General features: G+C 33.6%; 17 protein-coding genes. 8 read left to right on the forward strand and 9 right to left on the reverse strand.

Annotated elements, in window-relative coordinates; all coding sequences use genetic code 11:
* Positions 1-19 precede the first annotated feature (19 nt).
* The 3 genes from ACQY44_RS01895 to ACQY44_RS01905 all read right to left on the reverse strand — a co-directional run bounded on the left by ACQY44_RS01895 (position 20) and on the right by ACQY44_RS01905 (position 4,071).
* Positions 20-1,891, reverse strand: a complete 1,872-nt coding sequence (locus ACQY44_RS01895) for a M1 family metallopeptidase (protein ID WP_428228730.1) — start codon at positions 1,889-1,891, stop codon at positions 20-22.
* 213 nt (positions 1,892-2,104) lie between these two features.
* Positions 2,105-3,685, reverse strand: a complete 1,581-nt coding sequence (locus tag ACQY44_RS01900) for an NADP-dependent glyceraldehyde-3-phosphate dehydrogenase (RefSeq protein ID WP_428228731.1) — start codon at positions 3,683-3,685, stop codon at positions 2,105-2,107.
* Between the two features lie 74 nt (positions 3,686-3,759).
* Entirely contained in the window at positions 3,760-4,071 is a 312-nt protein-coding gene (locus ACQY44_RS01905; protein ID WP_428228732.1) for a rhodanese-like domain-containing protein, read from the reverse strand.
* Between the two features lie 443 nt (positions 4,072-4,514).
* Here ACQY44_RS01905 and ACQY44_RS01910 point away from each other — a divergent pair, with 443 nt between their 5' ends.
* Positions 4,515-5,156, forward strand: a complete 642-nt coding sequence (locus tag ACQY44_RS01910; RefSeq protein WP_428228733.1) for a Crp/Fnr family transcriptional regulator — start codon at positions 4,515-4,517, stop codon at positions 5,154-5,156.
* Between the two features lie 309 nt (positions 5,157-5,465).
* Positions 5,466-6,251, forward strand: a complete 786-nt coding sequence (locus ACQY44_RS01915) for a sulfite exporter TauE/SafE family protein (RefSeq protein ID WP_428228734.1) — start codon at positions 5,466-5,468, stop codon at positions 6,249-6,251.
* 291 nt (positions 6,252-6,542) lie between these two features.
* Here the strand turns inward: ACQY44_RS01915 and ACQY44_RS01920 are convergent, their stop codons facing one another.
* From ACQY44_RS01920 to ACQY44_RS01945, 6 genes are all read right to left on the reverse strand, one after another.
* Positions 6,543-6,956 carry a helix-turn-helix domain-containing protein gene (locus ACQY44_RS01920; RefSeq protein WP_428228735.1) on the reverse strand — a complete coding sequence of 138 codons (414 nt, stop codon included), beginning with the start codon at positions 6,954-6,956 and terminating at the stop codon, positions 6,543-6,545.
* A gap of 152 nt (positions 6,957-7,108) precedes the next feature.
* Positions 7,109-7,978, reverse strand: a complete 870-nt coding sequence (locus ACQY44_RS01925; protein ID WP_428228736.1) for a hypothetical protein — start codon at positions 7,976-7,978, stop codon at positions 7,109-7,111.
* 71 nt (positions 7,979-8,049) lie between these two features.
* Positions 8,050-8,757: a hypothetical protein gene (locus ACQY44_RS01930; RefSeq protein ID WP_428228737.1), complete on the reverse strand. Its 708-nt coding sequence runs from the start codon at positions 8,755-8,757 to the stop codon at positions 8,050-8,052.
* 199 nt (positions 8,758-8,956) lie between these two features.
* Positions 8,957-10,033: a cytochrome d ubiquinol oxidase subunit II gene (gene cydB / locus ACQY44_RS01935; protein ID WP_428228738.1), complete on the reverse strand. Its 1,077-nt coding sequence runs from the start codon at positions 10,031-10,033 to the stop codon at positions 8,957-8,959.
* A 2-nt stretch (positions 10,034-10,035) separates the two neighbouring features.
* On the reverse strand, positions 10,036-11,382 hold the full coding sequence (locus tag ACQY44_RS01940) for a cytochrome ubiquinol oxidase subunit I (protein ID WP_428228739.1): 1,347 nt from the start codon (positions 11,380-11,382) through the stop codon (positions 10,036-10,038).
* A gap of 267 nt (positions 11,383-11,649) precedes the next feature.
* Positions 11,650-12,243: an HD domain-containing protein gene (locus ACQY44_RS01945; protein WP_428228740.1), complete on the reverse strand. Its 594-nt coding sequence runs from the start codon at positions 12,241-12,243 to the stop codon at positions 11,650-11,652.
* Between the two features lie 226 nt (positions 12,244-12,469).
* On the opposite strand from ACQY44_RS01945, the gene ACQY44_RS01950 reads away from it, so the two are divergent.
* The 6 genes from ACQY44_RS01950 to ACQY44_RS01975 all read left to right on the forward strand — a co-directional run bounded on the left by ACQY44_RS01950 (position 12,470) and on the right by ACQY44_RS01975 (position 16,696).
* A complete protein-coding gene (locus tag ACQY44_RS01950; RefSeq protein WP_428228741.1) occupies positions 12,470-13,885 on the forward strand; it encodes an MBL fold metallo-hydrolase in 1,416 nt (471 codons plus the stop codon).
* 102 nt (positions 13,886-13,987) lie between these two features.
* A complete protein-coding gene (locus ACQY44_RS01955) occupies positions 13,988-14,551 on the forward strand; it encodes a YeeE/YedE family protein (RefSeq protein ID WP_428228742.1) in 564 nt (187 codons plus the stop codon).
* A gap of 10 nt (positions 14,552-14,561) precedes the next feature.
* Positions 14,562-15,041, forward strand: a complete 480-nt coding sequence (locus tag ACQY44_RS01960; protein ID WP_428228743.1) for a DUF6691 family protein — start codon at positions 14,562-14,564, stop codon at positions 15,039-15,041.
* A 50-nt stretch (positions 15,042-15,091) separates the two neighbouring features.
* The gene (locus ACQY44_RS01965) at positions 15,092-15,682 is read left to right on the forward strand and encodes a Crp/Fnr family transcriptional regulator (protein WP_428228744.1); all 591 of its coding nucleotides are present in this window, start codon (positions 15,092-15,094) and stop codon (positions 15,680-15,682) included.
* Positions 15,683-15,757: 75 nt separating this feature from the next.
* Positions 15,758-16,132, forward strand: a complete 375-nt coding sequence (locus ACQY44_RS01970) for a hypothetical protein (RefSeq protein ID WP_428228745.1) — start codon at positions 15,758-15,760, stop codon at positions 16,130-16,132.
* A 42-nt stretch (positions 16,133-16,174) separates the two neighbouring features.
* Entirely contained in the window at positions 16,175-16,696 is a 522-nt protein-coding gene (locus tag ACQY44_RS01975; RefSeq protein ID WP_428228746.1) for a GNAT family N-acetyltransferase, read from the forward strand.
* The last annotated feature ends 102 nt before the right edge of the window (positions 16,697-16,798 follow it).

Genomic DNA, 16,798 nt, shown 5'->3' on the forward strand with positions numbered 1-16,798 from the left:
TACAAATTTATTCAATCAATTATTTAGAGGACCAAATATTGTCTTTTGGGGTTGCATCCATAAAAATACCGCCATCAAGTGTTACTTGTTTAATTACTTTTTTATTTTTTAAAGCGATTGTGGCACGTTTTTGATTTGCCTGCCAAACTGCTGGTGTTTGATGCACTGTTTCTGTTGTGTTATCTGCATAAGTAACAATGATATCAAACGGAATCACGAAACCTCCAACATTCTCTACCGAAACAATATCTTTGTTAACATTTTTAATCGAAAGATCGATATAATTATTGGTAAAAAACCAATTATTAAAGAACCAGTTCAGATCTTTTCCGGAAGCCGTATTGATGGAATTAAAATAATCCCAAGGAATTGGATGTTTACCATTCCAATTGTCCATATAGGCATGCAACGATTTTTTGAACAAATCATCGCCAAGTAAATCTTTTAATGCCAGATAAGAAAGAGAAGCTTTCCCGTATGAATTGTTTCCATATCCCTGAGCTGAAACCTGTGTTGACATCGAAATTATGGGCTGATCTTCTTCTGTTGATTTATCATTGATATAATCTTTTACCCTAAAATCTTTATAGAATTTATCTGCAGCTTCTTTACCATGTTCTGCAATTCCAATTAAGTACTCAAAAGTAGTGGCCCATCCTTCATCCATAAAAGCATAACGCGTTTCGTTGATTCCCATGTAAAAAGGAAAATAAGTATGTGCTACCTCATGATCCTGAACCAATTGTGCAAAAACAGGATCACCCATTTGCGAATCGTTACACATCATTGGATATTCCATGTCTGCAAAACCCTGAAAGGCGGTCATTTTAGAAAACGGATAAGGAACTCCCGGCCAGCTGTTCGAAAAGAAATCTAAGGCATATTGATTGTTTTTTACGGAATTTACAAAGTCAGTACCTTTTATATCATAAGCTGCCTGAACACTCGCACGACGATTTGTTTTTTTATCTACCAAAACACTACTGGCATCCCATAAATAATGATCGCTTAATCCAAAACAAACATCTGAAATGTTTTTGGCTTCGAATTTCCAGACGTTCCAGTCATTTTGTTTGGTCACCAAACCGTTTTTTAGTTCTTGTTCATTTGCAATATGCAAAATCTCATCTGTTGTATAAGACTTTTTCAAACGGGCTGAAAATTCCGGTTGTAAAACGTCATCAGGATTTAATAAATCTCCCGTTGCATAAACCACATAATTTTTAGGTGCTTTTACCGTAAAACTATAATCATTAAAGTCATTATAAAATTCCTGACGATCTGTATGTGGTAATCTGTCCCAGCTATTATAATCATCAAAAACACTCACACGAGGATAGCTATACGCTACAAAAAAAGTGGTTTCATCGATTTGCCCTTCCCTTCCACTCTCTTTAGACAAAGGATAATTCCAGTCTATATTAATTGTGGTTTTAGAATGTGGCAGAATTGGCTTATTCACTTTTACATTCCCAACCGTTCCCCAGCTCCTTGCATCTTCCTTATAAATTTCACCTTCAATTTTTAAAGAAGTAATCGTTAATCCGTTACTCAAAAAATCATCACTTACAGTTCCGCTTCTGGGCGAAGATGGTTTATGAAGATTGTTTACAAATCGAACAGCCAGATTTCTTAAAGTATCATTACTATTATTCTCGTAAACAATAGTTTCTGTTCCGCTAACTATTTTAGTCTTTGCATCTACAGCAATATCCATGTTGTATTTTCCATGGTTTTGCCAGTAGTTTTTACCCGGTTTTCCGTCTTTAGAACGTGTCCCTTTGGTGTAAGCTTCCTTTATATTTCTGGGCATATAAAGTTCCTGCGAAAAACCATTTTGTGCCAAAAACAAAAATGCAATAAGTACAAATTGTATCGATTTTTTTTCCATAAAGTGATTATATTTTGGTGATTGAATATCAGTTATAATATTAGTGATTTTTTTAACTTTTTGTTACAATAACGACCAAAAAATTTATTACGCCATTTTCAAAAAAAAAATTAAAATCTTAAACACTCAGAACCTTAGAAACTTTTAAAAAGAAAAACCGTCTAATTCTAAAAGAAAAAGACGGCATCTACAATTAATATATAACCTTGATCACTACAAAATATAATCGGTATTAATAAAATTCGATTCTTTGCTGTTTAGCAATTCCTGCAAAATTTCATTGTTGTAATCGATATCTTTTGAAGCAACAAACGTACGAATGGAAAATGAACGCAAAGCATCAGGAATACTCAGGGTTCCTACAGCAGAATCTTTACGTCCTGTAAACGGAAAGGCATCCGGACCTCTCTGGCAAGAACTGTTGAGGTTTACTCTGCACACTAAATTAACCAAAGCATCAATAAGCGGTGCCAGAGTTTTAATATCTTTTCCGAACAAACTTACCTGTTGACCGTAATTTGATTCGGCCATATCATCAAGAGGCTCGTCGATATGTTTAAAAGAAATAACCGGCACTACAGGACCAAATTGTTCTTCATGATACACACGCATATTTTTATCGACAGGATATAAAACAGCCGGAAAAATATAATTCTCAGTATGTTTTCCTCCTTTTTCGTTCAGGATTTTTGCGCCTTTACTCGTAGCATCGTCAATGAGTCCCTGAATATAAGCTGGTTTATCCGTTTCGGGAAGTGGTGTTAATGAAGCTCCTTTTTCCCATGGATTTCCAAATATTAAACCGTCTACTTTTTCAGAAAAACGTTTGTTGAATTCCTCTGCAATAGATTCGTGTACATATAAAACTTTTAAAGCTGTACAACGTTGCCCATTAAACGATAAAGTTCCTGCAATACATTCCTGAATAGCCAGATCTAAATCGGCATCCGGTAAAATAATCGCCGGGTTTTTAGCTTCTAAACCTAAAATCAAACGCAGTCTGTTTTTATTTGGGTGCTGATCCTGTAATGCAATCGCAGATTTACTGTTTCCAATTAATGCCAGTACATCAATTTTTCCTGATTTCATAATTGGCGAAGCTACTTCACGGCCTCTTCCGTATACGATATTGATAACTCCTTTTGGGAAACTGCTTCTAAATGCTTCCAACAATGGCGAAATACATAAAACACCATGTTTGGCCGGTTTAAAAATAACTGTATTTCCCATGATTAAAGCCGGAATCAACAAGGAGAAAGTTTCGTTTAAAGGATAATTGTAAGGCCCAAGACACAAAACAACTCCAAGTGGTCCACGACGAATCATAGCATTTACACCCTGTACTTTTTCAAAATGTGCACTGCGTCCATTTAATTCTTTATAACTATCAATCGTATCGTGAATGTATTCTACGGTTCTGTCAAATTCTTTTTGCGAATCGCCAAGGTTTTTTCCAATTTCCCACATCAAAAGTTTCACCACTTCTTCGCGGGTTTCCTTCATTTGTTTTACGAAATTTTCCATGCATTTAATACGGTCTACCACTTTCATGGTTGGCCATAATCCCTGTCCTTTATTATAAGCCGCATTAGCAGCTTCAACCACTTCGGCAGCTTCTTTCTCTGCCATAAACGGAATCGATCCTAATAAAGTAGGCGTATATTTTTCTGAAGATGAAATGGTCGAAAATACCGGTGTGGTTTGCCCTGTCCATTGTTTCAATTCGCCATTTACAAGATAAGTATCTTGATTTATAAGGGTTTTAATCTGATATTCTTCGGGTATTAAACTCATAATTTGGTAATTTATATTTGGTTATTAATAGCATATTAAAGAAAAAAGAGGCTTTTTATGCCTCTTAATTGTTTTTACGGATTGATGGTTTCACCTTCCCAGTCGAGGATTCCGCCAAGCAAATTGTAGGCATTATTAATACCTAACTCGTTCATAATCTGACATGCTTTAGCACTTCTGGCTCCAGAACGGCAATACACATAATAATTTTTATTTTTATCCAATTCTTCGATTTCATAAATAAAACCCTGACCTTTATTGATATCAATGTTTACAGCATTCTCGATGTAGCCGTCATTAAATTCGTCCTGAGTTCTTACGTCCAGTATAACTGCATTCTCGTCAGCAGCAAGCTGATTCACCCAATCTTCTTGTGATAAATTCATAGTATCTGTTTTTTGTAAAATTACGACGTTTCTATTAATTAAAAACGTACCAAATGCGATTTCGATTATTATTCTCAGAAAACGTTTTAGAGAAAGTATTATAATCAGTGAATTACAAATTTACTTACTATTTTTAAAAATACAGTCTATAAAATCGATGGAAAATAGGATTTTTTCATTTTGGCAAAATGCATCTTAAAAATAGTTTTCTGACAATTAATACCATTTCAATCTGCTATCTTTGTATAAAATTATATATTTTAATCTTTATTTGATAAAAAAATGTTCGCCACGAATTTCACAAATTTTCACGAATTATTTTTTTTACTGCCACAGATTAAATGATTGTAAGGATTTTTATATTTGAAAAATTCATAACGGAATGAACACACTTTAATTAGTGAAAATTTGTGTAATTCGTGGCAAAAAACAAACTCTATCCAATGCAAAATTCACTTAAAAATATATTTCCTAATTTCTCTGACGAACTTATCTCAACTATCGAGGAAAACGGAAGTTTACAAAGTTTTGAAGCCGGAACTATTTTAATGCGAACCGGGCAATATATTAAAAACACAGTTTTAATCACCAAAGGAAAAATCAAAATCTATCGCGAAGGCGAAGACGGCGGAGAATTTTTAATGTATTATCTACAACCCGGACAAGCCTGTGCCATATCGATGATTTGCACCGCAAGAAGTGAGAAAAGCCAGATTATGGCAAAAGTTGTCGAAGATGTTTCCGTCATGATGATTCCGTTGCAAATGATGGACAAATGGATGATGGAACACAGAACCTGGTACGAATTTGTCATCGAAACCTATAGAAGCCGTTTTGAAGAAGTCCTGGAAGTCGTAGACAACATCGCTTTTCGTTCTATGGACGAACGTTTAGAATTTTACTTAAAAAGACATTCTGATGCCTGCGGCTGCTCCGAAGTCAATCTTTCGCATCAGGAGATCGCAACCGAATTGAATACTTCACGAGAAGTTGTATCCAGATTACTCAAAAAAATGGAACAAAGAGGTTTGGTCAAACTCAACCGCAATCAAATTGAATTGTTAAACACAAAGTTCACGAATTAACACAAAGTGTTTATTTTTCCACCATTAAGATATTAAGTTAAATTAAGATTTAATACTTAATTCACTCATTAAGATACAAAGAAGCTAAACTTAACTTTCTTAATATCTTAATGGTAAAAAAACACTTTTTAAAGACAAAGATTGTCATATTGAAAGAAGTCGAAATGCTTTGCGGGTTCTCGACTTCGCTCGAACCGACAAATCAATTCGTGATAATTTGTGTAATTCGTGGCAAACAAAAAACCTTATGTGATAAATGTTACTGTACGTTTCTTTTTAACGAAGCACCTTTGCATCAAAACAATTGCAATGGAATATTTAGGTTATTTTGCTTCGATCATCATCGGGATTTCGCTGGGCCTAATTGGCGGAGGCGGTTCGATACTTACGATTCCGATTTTAGTGTATTTATTCAAAGTAAATCCGGAGCAAGCCACATCGTATTCTTTATTTATAGTAGGATTAACTGCTTTGTCCGGAAGTTACAGCCATTACAAAATGGGAAATTTAAAACTGAAATCGGCATTGTATTTTGCCATTCCTTCCGTAATTTCAATTCTGATTATTCGCGAAGTTATTTTTCCTCAAATTGCTTCGACCTTATTTTCTATCGCTTCTTATTCCGTTTCAAAAGATTTTCTGATTATGATTATCTTTTCGGTATTGATGATTACCGCAGCGATTTCGATGATCCGAAAAAACAAACCCGAAATAAAAGTCACAGAAACTAATTATACCCAACTAGGCATAATAGGTTTTGTAGTGGGAATCATAACCGGATTTCTGGGCGCTGGCGGAGGATTTCTGATTATTCCCGCCCTTCTTTTTTTCGCCAATTTACCTATGAAACAAGCCGTAGGAACATCTTTATTGATTATTACAATCAATTCTTCAATAGGTTTTGGAGGCGATTTATACATTGGCACACCCATAAATTATCCTTTTTTATTAAGCGTTTCGGCAATGGCACTTTTAGGAATGATTATAGGAAGTCAGCTTTCAAAAAAAATAGACGGAGCTAAATTAAAACCCCTTTTTGGATGGTTTGTACTCGTAATGGGATTTTATATTATTACGAAGGAAGTTTTATTTTAATTTTTTTTCTCTCGCAGTCCAGATAGCTATCGGGAGCAGATTTTTATTTTATTATTATATAATTTTAGTTTTTTAATTGTAGAGTAATCTTTGTCAGGGTTTTAAACTCTGGCAAAGATGAAAACTAAAAAATCCGTTTATTCCTAAGAGTAAAAGGATTTGTATTTTTTGGGCGTTCCCTTCGGTCGGGCTATCCGCTAAATTCCCGATTAACAAAAACTACGGCTAAAAAGCCTTGTTTTTCTAAAACGGGAGATACCGCTTCTATCCCTAACGCAAATTGGTGTCTTTCTATTTATTCAAAAGCTTTTCAAGATATTCTACTTTTGCTTTTTCAGCCTGAACTAATTCTTTTTCAGCCAAAACCAAACGTTCGTAAAGTTCAACCATTTTATCCAAAGGATTAAAAGTAAAAATAGGTCCAGATGCACCTTGACCATTACTTGCGCTATTGTCGTAAAAATTATTGAAAAAATTAAAAACTGATTCTTCCGAAAAATTTTCAATTGCTTCTACCGTAACTCCAAGTGCTTTTGCAATTTGTTCAAGTTTTACCTTATCAATTGATTCATTTGATTCAATAATCGAAATAGCCTGTTGGTTTGAACCAATTGCCTGCGCAAGCGCTTCCTGTTTCATTCCTTTAAGCTCTCTGATTCGGCTTATGTTGCGTCCGATATGTTTTGGTTTTGTTGCTGTGCTCATAGTTCAAAGATATTTAAAATTCTTTAAAAAAATATAGATATGGTAAAACACAGATTTGTTTTGTAAGATAAATTCTATATGATTAAATTCCTCAAAGCCCCACGTCATTCTGAGGAACGAAGATCAAAATGATTAAAACTATATTTTAAATATTATTCAGCTATTTTTTTTATATCTATTAAATAGGTTATTGGATTATCTTGTTTGAATTGATGTAGATCTCGCTTATGTGATCGGATTTCCAAAATAATATTTCCAATTAAACACACTGAACCTAATGAAGCACTAATCGGAACCCCCGAAAATGCTGACATAATAGTTGCGGCTGTTCCAGCAATTGCAGTTTTTTCATTAAATATAATTTTAAAAACAGAATCTTTTGTCTTCAACCCCCATTTTTTAGTAGTGTTTTCGTAATTCTCAATGCGATTTAACAAATCATCATTTATAAAATTCAATGATTTATTCTCATAATTTTCAAAAATAAATGTACGTAATCTTCTTAGTTTTTGCAGCGCCTCTTTATCTTCTCTTAACTCTATAATATGTTTCCAACTGATTTGCGAAGTATCAATTAAACTGAGACCATTTAACACAAAAGCTGGATCTTCATTTTGTATGGATCCATTTGAAAAATCATCCTCACCAAAAATTTTATTAATTGGTTGAGATAATGAATTAAGAAGCTTTTCTTTTTCTTTAATTAATAAAGGAAAAAGAGCATGGGTTCTATTGTCAAAATATTCTTTATTTTTAGATATATCAATTCCAATCGAGGCAGGAAAAACATTTGCATAAGTTTCTATATATTTATTGAATAAAGATCCTATTCCTTGAATATTTGAAGAATCTAATAAACTTGGAGGAAGAACTTTTTTTAAGATTTCATGTGCTTCTATGTCGCCGTTATTTTCCCATGGAATCAATTCTCCTAAGTTTAAAGGAATAATTTCATCAAAATATAAACAAGCATTCTTAGAGTCTGCTATACAAACTAAAGTATTAGATTTTTTATATTTCATAATTTAATTGTTACAACTAATCATTATTTTAAAATTCCAAAGAACAAAGAAATGTTTATCTGTAATATTAATTATATTTTTTTTGCATTATTAATTTTAATCATTACAGAATCCATATCTCTAATCCAATTTATTAATTCAGGATCTATCCAATTTATTATTTCAATAATAGAGTTATAAACATCCTCAACATAATTGAAGTCAATATTATTCCCATTAAAACAAATTGGTTCATTATGATTAATTCTATTTCTGAATTCTCTAATTTTATTCAATCTCTCACATACCTGAATCCTACCAATACCAGAAGGTAGATGGTTAAAAATTTGGATTGGTCTACCAAGTAAAATTCTATAATGCGACAATTCAAATAAATTTGTCCAAAATCCTAACGTTTGGTCAGCAATTATTTTACCACTGGTTATAGGAATTCTAATTCTTCTAAATCTATTCTCAGATTTCTCAACAGATGTTCTTAAATAATCATTTGTTATCATTCTTCTTGTACGATTATCTCTATATGTGAGCGAGGGATCAATCATAAATCCAGTTTTTTGATTAATTATCCAATCAGGATCTACAAAATATCCAGACAAAATTATATTTATTTTATTTCTCAATACCACTTCTAATATCCCTAAAATTGGATGAAAGGATTGAGATATTTTTAAATTTGCTTTATATAACTTAACTGATTTCGTTGATCTATTCCCAGTAGCTATTTGGTATCTATCCATTCGTGAAGAAGAGAGATGTAATTGAACTTTTTGAAATCGCATTTGTAAGAATTAAGATTATTTGTAAACATAAAAAAAAGTTTGTATATTTGCACTATGATACTTGATAAAGCCTCTTACCATTTGGTAACGTAATTAAGTTTAAGAAATGCAAAAGAGCCACTAATAGTGGCTCTTTTTTGATTTAATGATTTTTAAAAATTTAAAAAAAATATTCATTATTCAAAAAATCAGTCTTTTTTTAATGCTCCCCATACCCAACATCATCCATTTTCCCGCTAAAAACCCTGTACTGAATAATAAAATAAACAATCACCAGAAACAAAGCAATAAAAAACCAACTCAGACCGGCGTTTAGACCGTATTCTCCGGCGGCAGTATTATAAATTGTTAGTGAAGGATTTACATTATTTGTGGAAGGCAAAACATTTGGGAAAATCGAAACGGCTGTCGAAGCAAAACCTCCAACCAAAAATAAAGACGAGAACAAAAATCCCATTCCGTCTTTTTCATAGGTACGCACTTTAAATAATCCTAAAATTCCAACAAAAGTCATGACAGGAAAAAACCAAAGAATTGGATTTTCTATAAAATTATGAAATGGCTCCGGTTCAATAAAATGCCAGATCTGTAGTGAGATAAAAACCAACACTAATAAAACAATATTGAGCTTAAAAACGATATTTTTAAGTTTTGTATTCAAAGACGAATTGGTTTTAAAAATAATCCAGTTCGCGCCATGAATCGTTAAAGCCACAACACTTACAATTCCTAAAAAGATCGTAAACCAATCGATAATTCCCAATTCATTCGCTTGCGGACTAAAAGTAGGATTCCATAAAGGCAAAAAGAAAAAATGTGCTTCTTGCGTCGAAACTCCGTTGGTTACCATTCCTAAGTTTACACCACGAACGATATTACCCAAAGCAATCCCAAAAAACAAGGCCAAAAGCAAACTCGCAATCCCGAAAGCTTTGTCCCAAATGGCTTCCCACATGGGGTGATGCACTTGTCCGCGCATTTCTAAACCAATTGCACGAAAAATCAACAACCATAAAATCATGATTAACGGCAAATAAAATCCGCTAAAAGATGAAGCATATAAAGTAGGGAAAGCAAAAAACAAAACACCTCCCGCAGCAATGATCCAAACTTCATTGGCATCCCAAAAAGGACCAATGGCGCTTGTAATTGCTTTTTTATCTTTCTCTTCTTTAGCAAAAAATAAATGAATAATTCCTGCTCCAAAATCGTAACCGTCTAAAACAATATAAACGGCCAGAATTCCCATTAAAACTACGTACCAAAAAAATTCCATATTTATATTTTTTCTGTTGAAAGTTCCACATGATGAGGTCCTTTATTGATAATTTTTCCAACCAAAAGCAAAAATAACATGCCCAATAAAAGGTATAATCCAATAAAACCTAACAAGGTAAACAAGGTATTTCCGGATGAAACGGTTGGCGAAGCACCTGCTGCAGTTCTCATTAAATTATAAACCAGCCAGGGTTGTCTTCCCAATTCTGCAGTGTACCAGCCTGTGGTATTGGCGATATACGGAAATGGCATCATAAACATCAACGACCACAAAATCCATTTGGTCTCGAATAATTTCTTTCTTATTAATTGAAAAAGCGCAAAAGCCATCAAACCTATAAATATGGTTCCAAGTCCTACCATAATATGATACGCATAATACAATCCGGAAATATTGGTTGGATGAAGATCTTCTTCGAACTGGTCTAAACCTTTGATTTCCTGATGCCAGCTTCCGTAAGTCAGGAAACTCAGGATATTAGGAACGGCGATTTTATTGTCCAGTTTTTTGTCTTTTACATCAGGCTGACCTATTAAAACAATTTCAGAACCTTTCTTTTCGGTATGAAAAATTCCTTCCATTGCCGCAAACGTTACGGGTTGGTATTTTACGACGTTTTTAGCCAATAAATCTCCCGTTGGCACCGCAACTATAACACTAGAAATCAATCCGAAGATTACGCCTGTTTTCACGAACATTCTCCCGAAAGCAACATTCTTTTTACTTAAAATATAAAAAGCACCAATTCCGGCTACAACAAATGAACTTGTTACCAAAGAAGCTGCCTGATTGTGTAAATACGAAGGCCACAACCACGGATTCAGGAATAGAGCTTTGAAATTCGTGAGAACAAATTTTCCGTTTTCTAATATTTCATAACCTACGGGATTTTGCATCCAGGAATGTGTAGCTATAATAAGATATCCGCTTGCCCAGGAACCAATCATAATTAATAATCCCGTTACAAAATGCCATTTATGTCCCAGTATTTTTTCCCCGAATAAAAAGATCCCAAGAAAGGAGGATTCTAAGAAAAACGAGAACATGCCTTCCATTGCCAAAGTCTGACCGATGATTCCACCGGTTAATTCAGAGAATTTTGCCCAATTGGTTCCAAACTGAAACTCCATTGGAATTCCGGTTACAACACCCATCGCAAAATTCAGAGCGAAGATTTTCATCCAGAAATGCGTGGCGTGATTGTATTGATCGTCTTTGGTTCGCAGGTATTTCCATTTAAAATAAACAATGATCAACGAAAGACCCATTGTAAGTTGCGGAAAAAGATAGTGAAAGGTAATGGTGAAGGCAAATTGCATTCGGTCATAAAAAAGCATTTCTTCCATAGTGGTATTTTATTTATGATGTCTCATCAAATTTACCCATTAAAACCTGAATTCCCTGCCTCTAAAAAAAGTTTTTTCTTTTTTAAACCATATAAGTTATATAAAAAAATATAAGCTTAGCTTAATCAGAAAAGGTTAAACATATTGCAATAAAAAATTTCATTTAATACATTTAATATAAATTCAAAATTCGCAAAACCTAAAATATACTTGTATCACTTTATCGCAAAATTGATCTTTACTTCAAAAATCTATATGTTTAAAAATTTAGTCTTTCTTCAAAATTCCTTTTTCTACGCTTTCGTTTATTAAACCTTCGGCGTAGTTCCACAACGTTTTTGAACCTTCTTTTATGACGCTCTTTTTTTCATAAACCTTATTATAACGCACGTCAAATTCTTTCCAGGTTCCTCCATCATTAGATGTATTTTGTAATAAAGGCTCAAGTCTGTCCATTGATTTTGCAAATTTTGCTTCATTGGTTTCACCGGCTTCAAATTCTTCCCAGATGGCAATCATTTCATCTGCTTGCTTTTTAGGAAGTAAACCAAAAATACGATTGGCGGCCAATCGTTCTTCATCGCTATTATCGTGATTTTTTTGTAAATCGTATAAAAAAACATCTCCGGCATCAATCTCTACAATATCATGTATCAAAACCATTTTTACAACTTTCAAAACATCAACCGGTTCATTTGAATGTTGTGCCAGAACAATTGCCATTAAGGCCAAATGCCAACTGTGTTCTGCATCATTTTCGTTTCGGTCACTATTAAACAGCTTTGTTTTGCGCTGAATATATTTTACTTTATCAATTTCTTTAATAAAAGCAATCTGATTCAATAAATCTTCTGTGTTCATATCAATAATTTTTGTAAAGTTGTAAAATTACGCAGTTTTTTAACCATATAAGTGAGATAATTAAATTTAAGTATTGCGTAATTTTTCTGAAGCTAAAATGAACTTATATCACTTATATCGTGAAATTCCTTTTTTTATACAAAAATCAAATTTGTGTAACATTAGTCACTCGTTTTAAGTAAAAAGTAGGTTACCTTTGTATTCCCATATTTTTAGAACACGTATCATGAAAATTGAACAAATTTACACCGGATGTTTAGCACAAGGTGCTTACTATATAACTTCAAACGGCGAAGCTGCCATTATTGACCCACTTAGAGAAATTCAGCCTTATTTAGATCGTTTAGAGCGCGATCAGGTGAAACTGAAATATATTTTTGAAACGCATTTTCACGCTGATTTTGTTTCCGGACATATCGATTTAAGCAAAGAAACCCAGGCGCCAATTGTTTACGGACCAAATGCCGCTTGCGAATTCGATTGTATCTCTGCCAAAGACGGACAAGAATTCAAAGTTGGAAAAATTACAATTAAGGCGTTACATACTCCAGGTCATACTATGGAAAGCACGACTTATTTACTGATTGACGAAAACGGAAAAGATCACGCAATTTTCTCCGGAGATACTTTATTTATTGGCGATGTAGGCCGTCCCGATTTGGCTCAAAAAGCGGCGGGAATGACACAGGATCAACTGGCGGGAATTTTATTTCATTCGCTAAGAGATAAAATCATGACTTTGGCTGATGATGTGATCGTTTATCCTGCACATGGAGCAGGAAGTGCGTGCGGAAAAAACATGAGTAAAGAAACAGTTTCAACAATTGGAAATCAAAAAGCTACGAATTATGCTTTACGCGCCAATATGACCGAAGCTGAATTTATTACCGAAGTTACCGATGGATTATTGCCTCCTCCAGCCTATTTTAGTATGAATGTGGCGATGAATAAACAAGGATACGAAAGCTTTGAGTCGGTTTTGCATAACGGAATGAAAGCAATTGATGTAAAAGAATTTGAGGCTGTAGCCGAAGAAACCGGAGCATTGATTTTGGATACCCGAAAAAGTACTGATTTCTATAAAGGATTTATTCCGCAATCTATCAATATCGGAATCAACGGTGATTTTGCGCCGTGGGTAGGAACTTTAGTTGCCGATGTAAAACAACCTATTATATTGGTTACCGAAGTTGGTCTTGAAGAAGAAACGGTAACACGTTTAAGCCGTGTAGGTTTCGATTCGATCATCGGACATTTAGACGGTGGTTTTGAAGCCTGGGAAAAAGCCGGTTTTGAAATCGATACGGTAAATAGAATTTCGGCAGAACAATTTGCAAATGAATTTAAAATTGAAAAAGATAAAATAATCGACATTCGCAAAGAAACGGAATACGAAGCAGAACATATCCAGGATGCTTACAGTAAGCCTTTAGCTTATATTAATGACTGGGTAAAAGATATTAACCCAAATGAACATTTTTATTTGCATTGTGCCGGTGGATATCGCAGTATGATCGCCGCTTCTATCCTGCAAGCCCGCGGTTTTAGAAATTTTACCGAAATCGAAGGTGGTTTTGGAGCAATCGCAAAAACGAATATCCCAAAATCAGATTTTGTTTGTCAAAGTAAAGTATTAAAATAAATTTAAGGTACAGAGAGGCAAAGGTGCAAAGGAACAAAGTTTTTCCCTTTTGAATCTTAGCCTTTGAACCTATGCACCTTTGAACCTTTGAACCTAAAAAATATGCTAGAAATTTTAAAAGAACCTTGGCCTTGGTATGTTGCAGGTCCGTTAATTGGATTAACAGTTCCTATTTTATTAATTATCGGAAACAAATCTTTCGGGATTAGTTCGTCGCTTCGTCATATTTGTGCGGCTTGTATTCCGGCAAATATTTCGTTTTTTAAATATGATTGGAAAAAAGAAAGTTGGAATTTATTCTTCGTTTTCGGAATTTTCCTTGGCGGAGCTATCGCCGCTTATTTTTTAGCCAATCCAAATCCGGTTGAAATTACGCCACAACTTTCAGAACAATTAGCTACTTACGGAATCACGGATCATTCCGGATTATTGCCAAAAGAACTTTTCTCTTGGGAAAGCCTTTTCACAGTTCGTGGTTTTATTATGATTGTAGTGGGTGGATTTTTAGTAGGTTTCGGGACGCGTTATGCAGGAGGATGTACAAGCGGACATGCGATTATGGGAATTTCAAATTTGCAATGGCCTTCATTGGTAGCCACAATCTGTTTTATGATTGGCGGTTTTGTAATGTCTCTTTTGATTTTACCTTATATTCTTTCACTTTAAAATTTCAAAAATGAGTAATGTAGAAAATAAAAATACAGACACTGAAGGAATCAACGGAATCCAAATCAAAGATTCCGGATTCTCAAACTTAAAATATCTTATCGTTGGGATCTTTTTTGGGATTGTATTCGTAAAAGCCGAAATCATCAGTTGGTTTCGTATTCAGGAAATGTTTCACTTACAATCGTTCTTTATGTATGGCGTAATTGGAAGCGCGGTTGTGGTTGGACTTATATCGGTTCAAATCATTAAAAAATTCAACATCAAAACCATTCAGGGAGAAAAAATAGAAATTCAGCCCAAAACTTTTAGCAAAGGGCAAATTTACGGCGGATTATTATTTGGTTTTGGATGGGCAATTACCGGAGCTTGTCCCGGGCCTCTTTTCGCTCAGATTGGAACCGGAGTTACGGTCATTGTTGTGACTTTGGTAAGTGCCATTTTCGGAACCTGGGTTTATGGTTTAATTAAAGATAAATTACCTCATTAACTTTTAGTAACTACTTTATTTTAATCGAAAACAAAATTTCGTTTAAGAAAATGAGAGAAGAAATTAAAAAATATTTAAATCACATAAAGGAGACTTGTGCAGAGTTATCAGAAAAAGAGCTTTTGAAATTTGGTGAAGGACTAACAATAACTGAACTTAAGAAAAATGATTTGTACATTGATGAAGGCCAAATGCAAAAACAAGGTGGCTTTTTAGTAAAAGGACTTATAAGGGCTTTTCATACAGACAATTTTGGGAATGAAAAAAACATATATTTTATACCCGAAAATGAGTATACTTTTCATTATGCTTCAATTATTAGCCAAGAGCCATGTCCTCTTACTTTTCAATGTTTAGAAAATTCTACAATTGTTAACTTTTCTCTTGATCAGTTATCCAACGCTTATGAAACGCTTCCAAAATTTGAAAAATATGGAAGATTGATTCTTGAAGTTAAACTTAGAAATCAACAGCAAAGACTTGAAAGTTTGCTTTATAAAAATGCTGAACAACGTTATATTGATTTTATTAATGAATTTCCTCAACTCTTTAATCGAATAACTGTATCAGAACTTTGTAGTTATTTAGGTGTCGAAAGACAGACACTAACTAGAATTAGAAAAAAAATATCTCAATCTTAAAAAATTGACACAAATGTGTCAAAGAAAAAGAGCATCATTTTTTGAATCTTGCAAGAAATAAAAATACAAATGATGATGAAAAAAAGTTTAGATCAATTCGTTAATGATTACATTGAAACTTGGAATACAACAAACCCAGACTTAAGAAAAGAATTAATTGAAAAAGTATATTCAACTTCGGCTGAGTTTTATGCAAATGAACCTGGAGATAATGCTGTAAAGCACTTTGGGCAAGAAGCAATCTTAAAAAATATCACGCAGGTAAATGAACGTTTGGTTATTGAAAACAAACTAGTAACCGAATGTTCTAGTTATTCAGAAAACCACGATACTCTTAAAGTAGCTTGGCAAATGAAAACATCAAATGGTGATATTGTCATTAAGGGAATGAATTTTTTACAACTTGAAAACTCAGGTAAAATTTTTAGAGATTATATATTCATATCTTAAAAAACCTTTTTAACTTCCATGAAATCTAAAACAGACAAAAAAATGAACAACACAGTAGAACAATTTCAATTGAGAAAAGCTGATATTTCTGAAGTATCTCAAATATGGAATATCCTGCAAGATGCAATTGAGCAAAGACGTCTGGACGGAAGTTCACAATGGCAAGATGGTTATCCTAATGAACTTAGTATTATCAACGACATAAATAAGGGTTACGGATACGTACTTACAGAAAACGGAACTATTTTATGTTATGCCGCCATTATTTTTGATAAAGAACCTGCCTATGAAGATATAGAGGGTAAATGGCTCACTGATGGTAATTATGCTGTTGTGCATCGTGTAGCGGCATCAAAATTAGCAAAAGGCAAAGGTATTGCTACTAAACTTTTCAAAAACATAGAAGAGATCTGCCTCACAAACAATATATACAGTATAAAAGTAGATACTAACTTTGACAATATTCCGATGTTGAAAATTTTAGACAAATTAGATTATACTTATTGTGGCGAAGTTTATTTTAGAGGATCAGCCCGAAAAGCGTTCGAAAAAAAGCTAGCGTAATTAGGAGTTCATAATCAAACCCGACATTTAAAAAATATGTCGGGTTTTTCATTTCATTTGCTTACATGAGACATTCCAGTAAAATGTTATATTTCTTTTTAA

The sequence above is a fragment of the Flavobacterium sp. genome (assembly GCF_965277525.1).
GTDB lineage: Bacteria > Bacteroidota > Bacteroidia > Flavobacteriales > Flavobacteriaceae > Flavobacterium.

What these genes read in the sequence shown, in the direction of transcription:
- ACQY44_RS01940 (WP_428228739.1), bottom strand. Translation starts at nt 11,382, where the DNA reads ATGGAAGAAATGCTTTTTTATGACCGAATGCAATTTGCCTTCACCATT.
- ACQY44_RS01910 (WP_428228733.1), top strand. Translation starts at nt 4,515, where the DNA reads ATGCAAAATTCACTTAAAAATATATTTCCTAATTTCTCTGACGAACTT.
- ACQY44_RS01905 (WP_428228732.1), bottom strand. Translation starts at nt 4,071, where the DNA reads ATGAATTTATCACAAGAAGATTGGGTGAATCAGCTTGCTGCTGACGAG.
- ACQY44_RS01950 (WP_428228741.1), top strand. Translation starts at nt 12,470, where the DNA reads ATGAAAATTGAACAAATTTACACCGGATGTTTAGCACAAGGTGCTTAC.
- ACQY44_RS01965 (WP_428228744.1), top strand. Translation starts at nt 15,092, where the DNA reads ATGAGAGAAGAAATTAAAAAATATTTAAATCACATAAAGGAGACTTGT.
- ACQY44_RS01920 (WP_428228735.1), bottom strand. Translation starts at nt 6,956, where the DNA reads ATGAGCACAGCAACAAAACCAAAACATATCGGACGCAACATAAGCCGA.
- ACQY44_RS01925 (WP_428228736.1), bottom strand. Translation starts at nt 7,978, where the DNA reads ATGAAATATAAAAAATCTAATACTTTAGTTTGTATAGCAGACTCTAAG.
- ACQY44_RS01930 (WP_428228737.1), bottom strand. Translation starts at nt 8,757, where the DNA reads ATGCGATTTCAAAAAGTTCAATTACATCTCTCTTCTTCACGAATGGAT.
- ACQY44_RS01960 (WP_428228743.1), top strand. Translation starts at nt 14,562, where the DNA reads ATGAGTAATGTAGAAAATAAAAATACAGACACTGAAGGAATCAACGGA.
- ACQY44_RS01970 (WP_428228745.1), top strand. Translation starts at nt 15,758, where the DNA reads ATGAAAAAAAGTTTAGATCAATTCGTTAATGATTACATTGAAACTTGG.
- ACQY44_RS01900 (WP_428228731.1), bottom strand. Translation starts at nt 3,685, where the DNA reads ATGAGTTTAATACCCGAAGAATATCAGATTAAAACCCTTATAAATCAA.
- cydB (WP_428228738.1), bottom strand. Translation starts at nt 10,033, where the DNA reads ATGGAATTTTTTTGGTACGTAGTTTTAATGGGAATTCTGGCCGTTTAT.
- ACQY44_RS01955 (WP_428228742.1), top strand. Translation starts at nt 13,988, where the DNA reads ATGCTAGAAATTTTAAAAGAACCTTGGCCTTGGTATGTTGCAGGTCCG.
- ACQY44_RS01975 (WP_428228746.1), top strand. Translation starts at nt 16,175, where the DNA reads ATGAACAACACAGTAGAACAATTTCAATTGAGAAAAGCTGATATTTCT.
- ACQY44_RS01945 (WP_428228740.1), bottom strand. Translation starts at nt 12,243, where the DNA reads ATGAACACAGAAGATTTATTGAATCAGATTGCTTTTATTAAAGAAATT.
- ACQY44_RS01895 (WP_428228730.1), bottom strand. Translation starts at nt 1,891, where the DNA reads ATGGAAAAAAAATCGATACAATTTGTACTTATTGCATTTTTGTTTTTG.
- ACQY44_RS01915 (WP_428228734.1), top strand. Translation starts at nt 5,466, where the DNA reads ATGGAATATTTAGGTTATTTTGCTTCGATCATCATCGGGATTTCGCTG.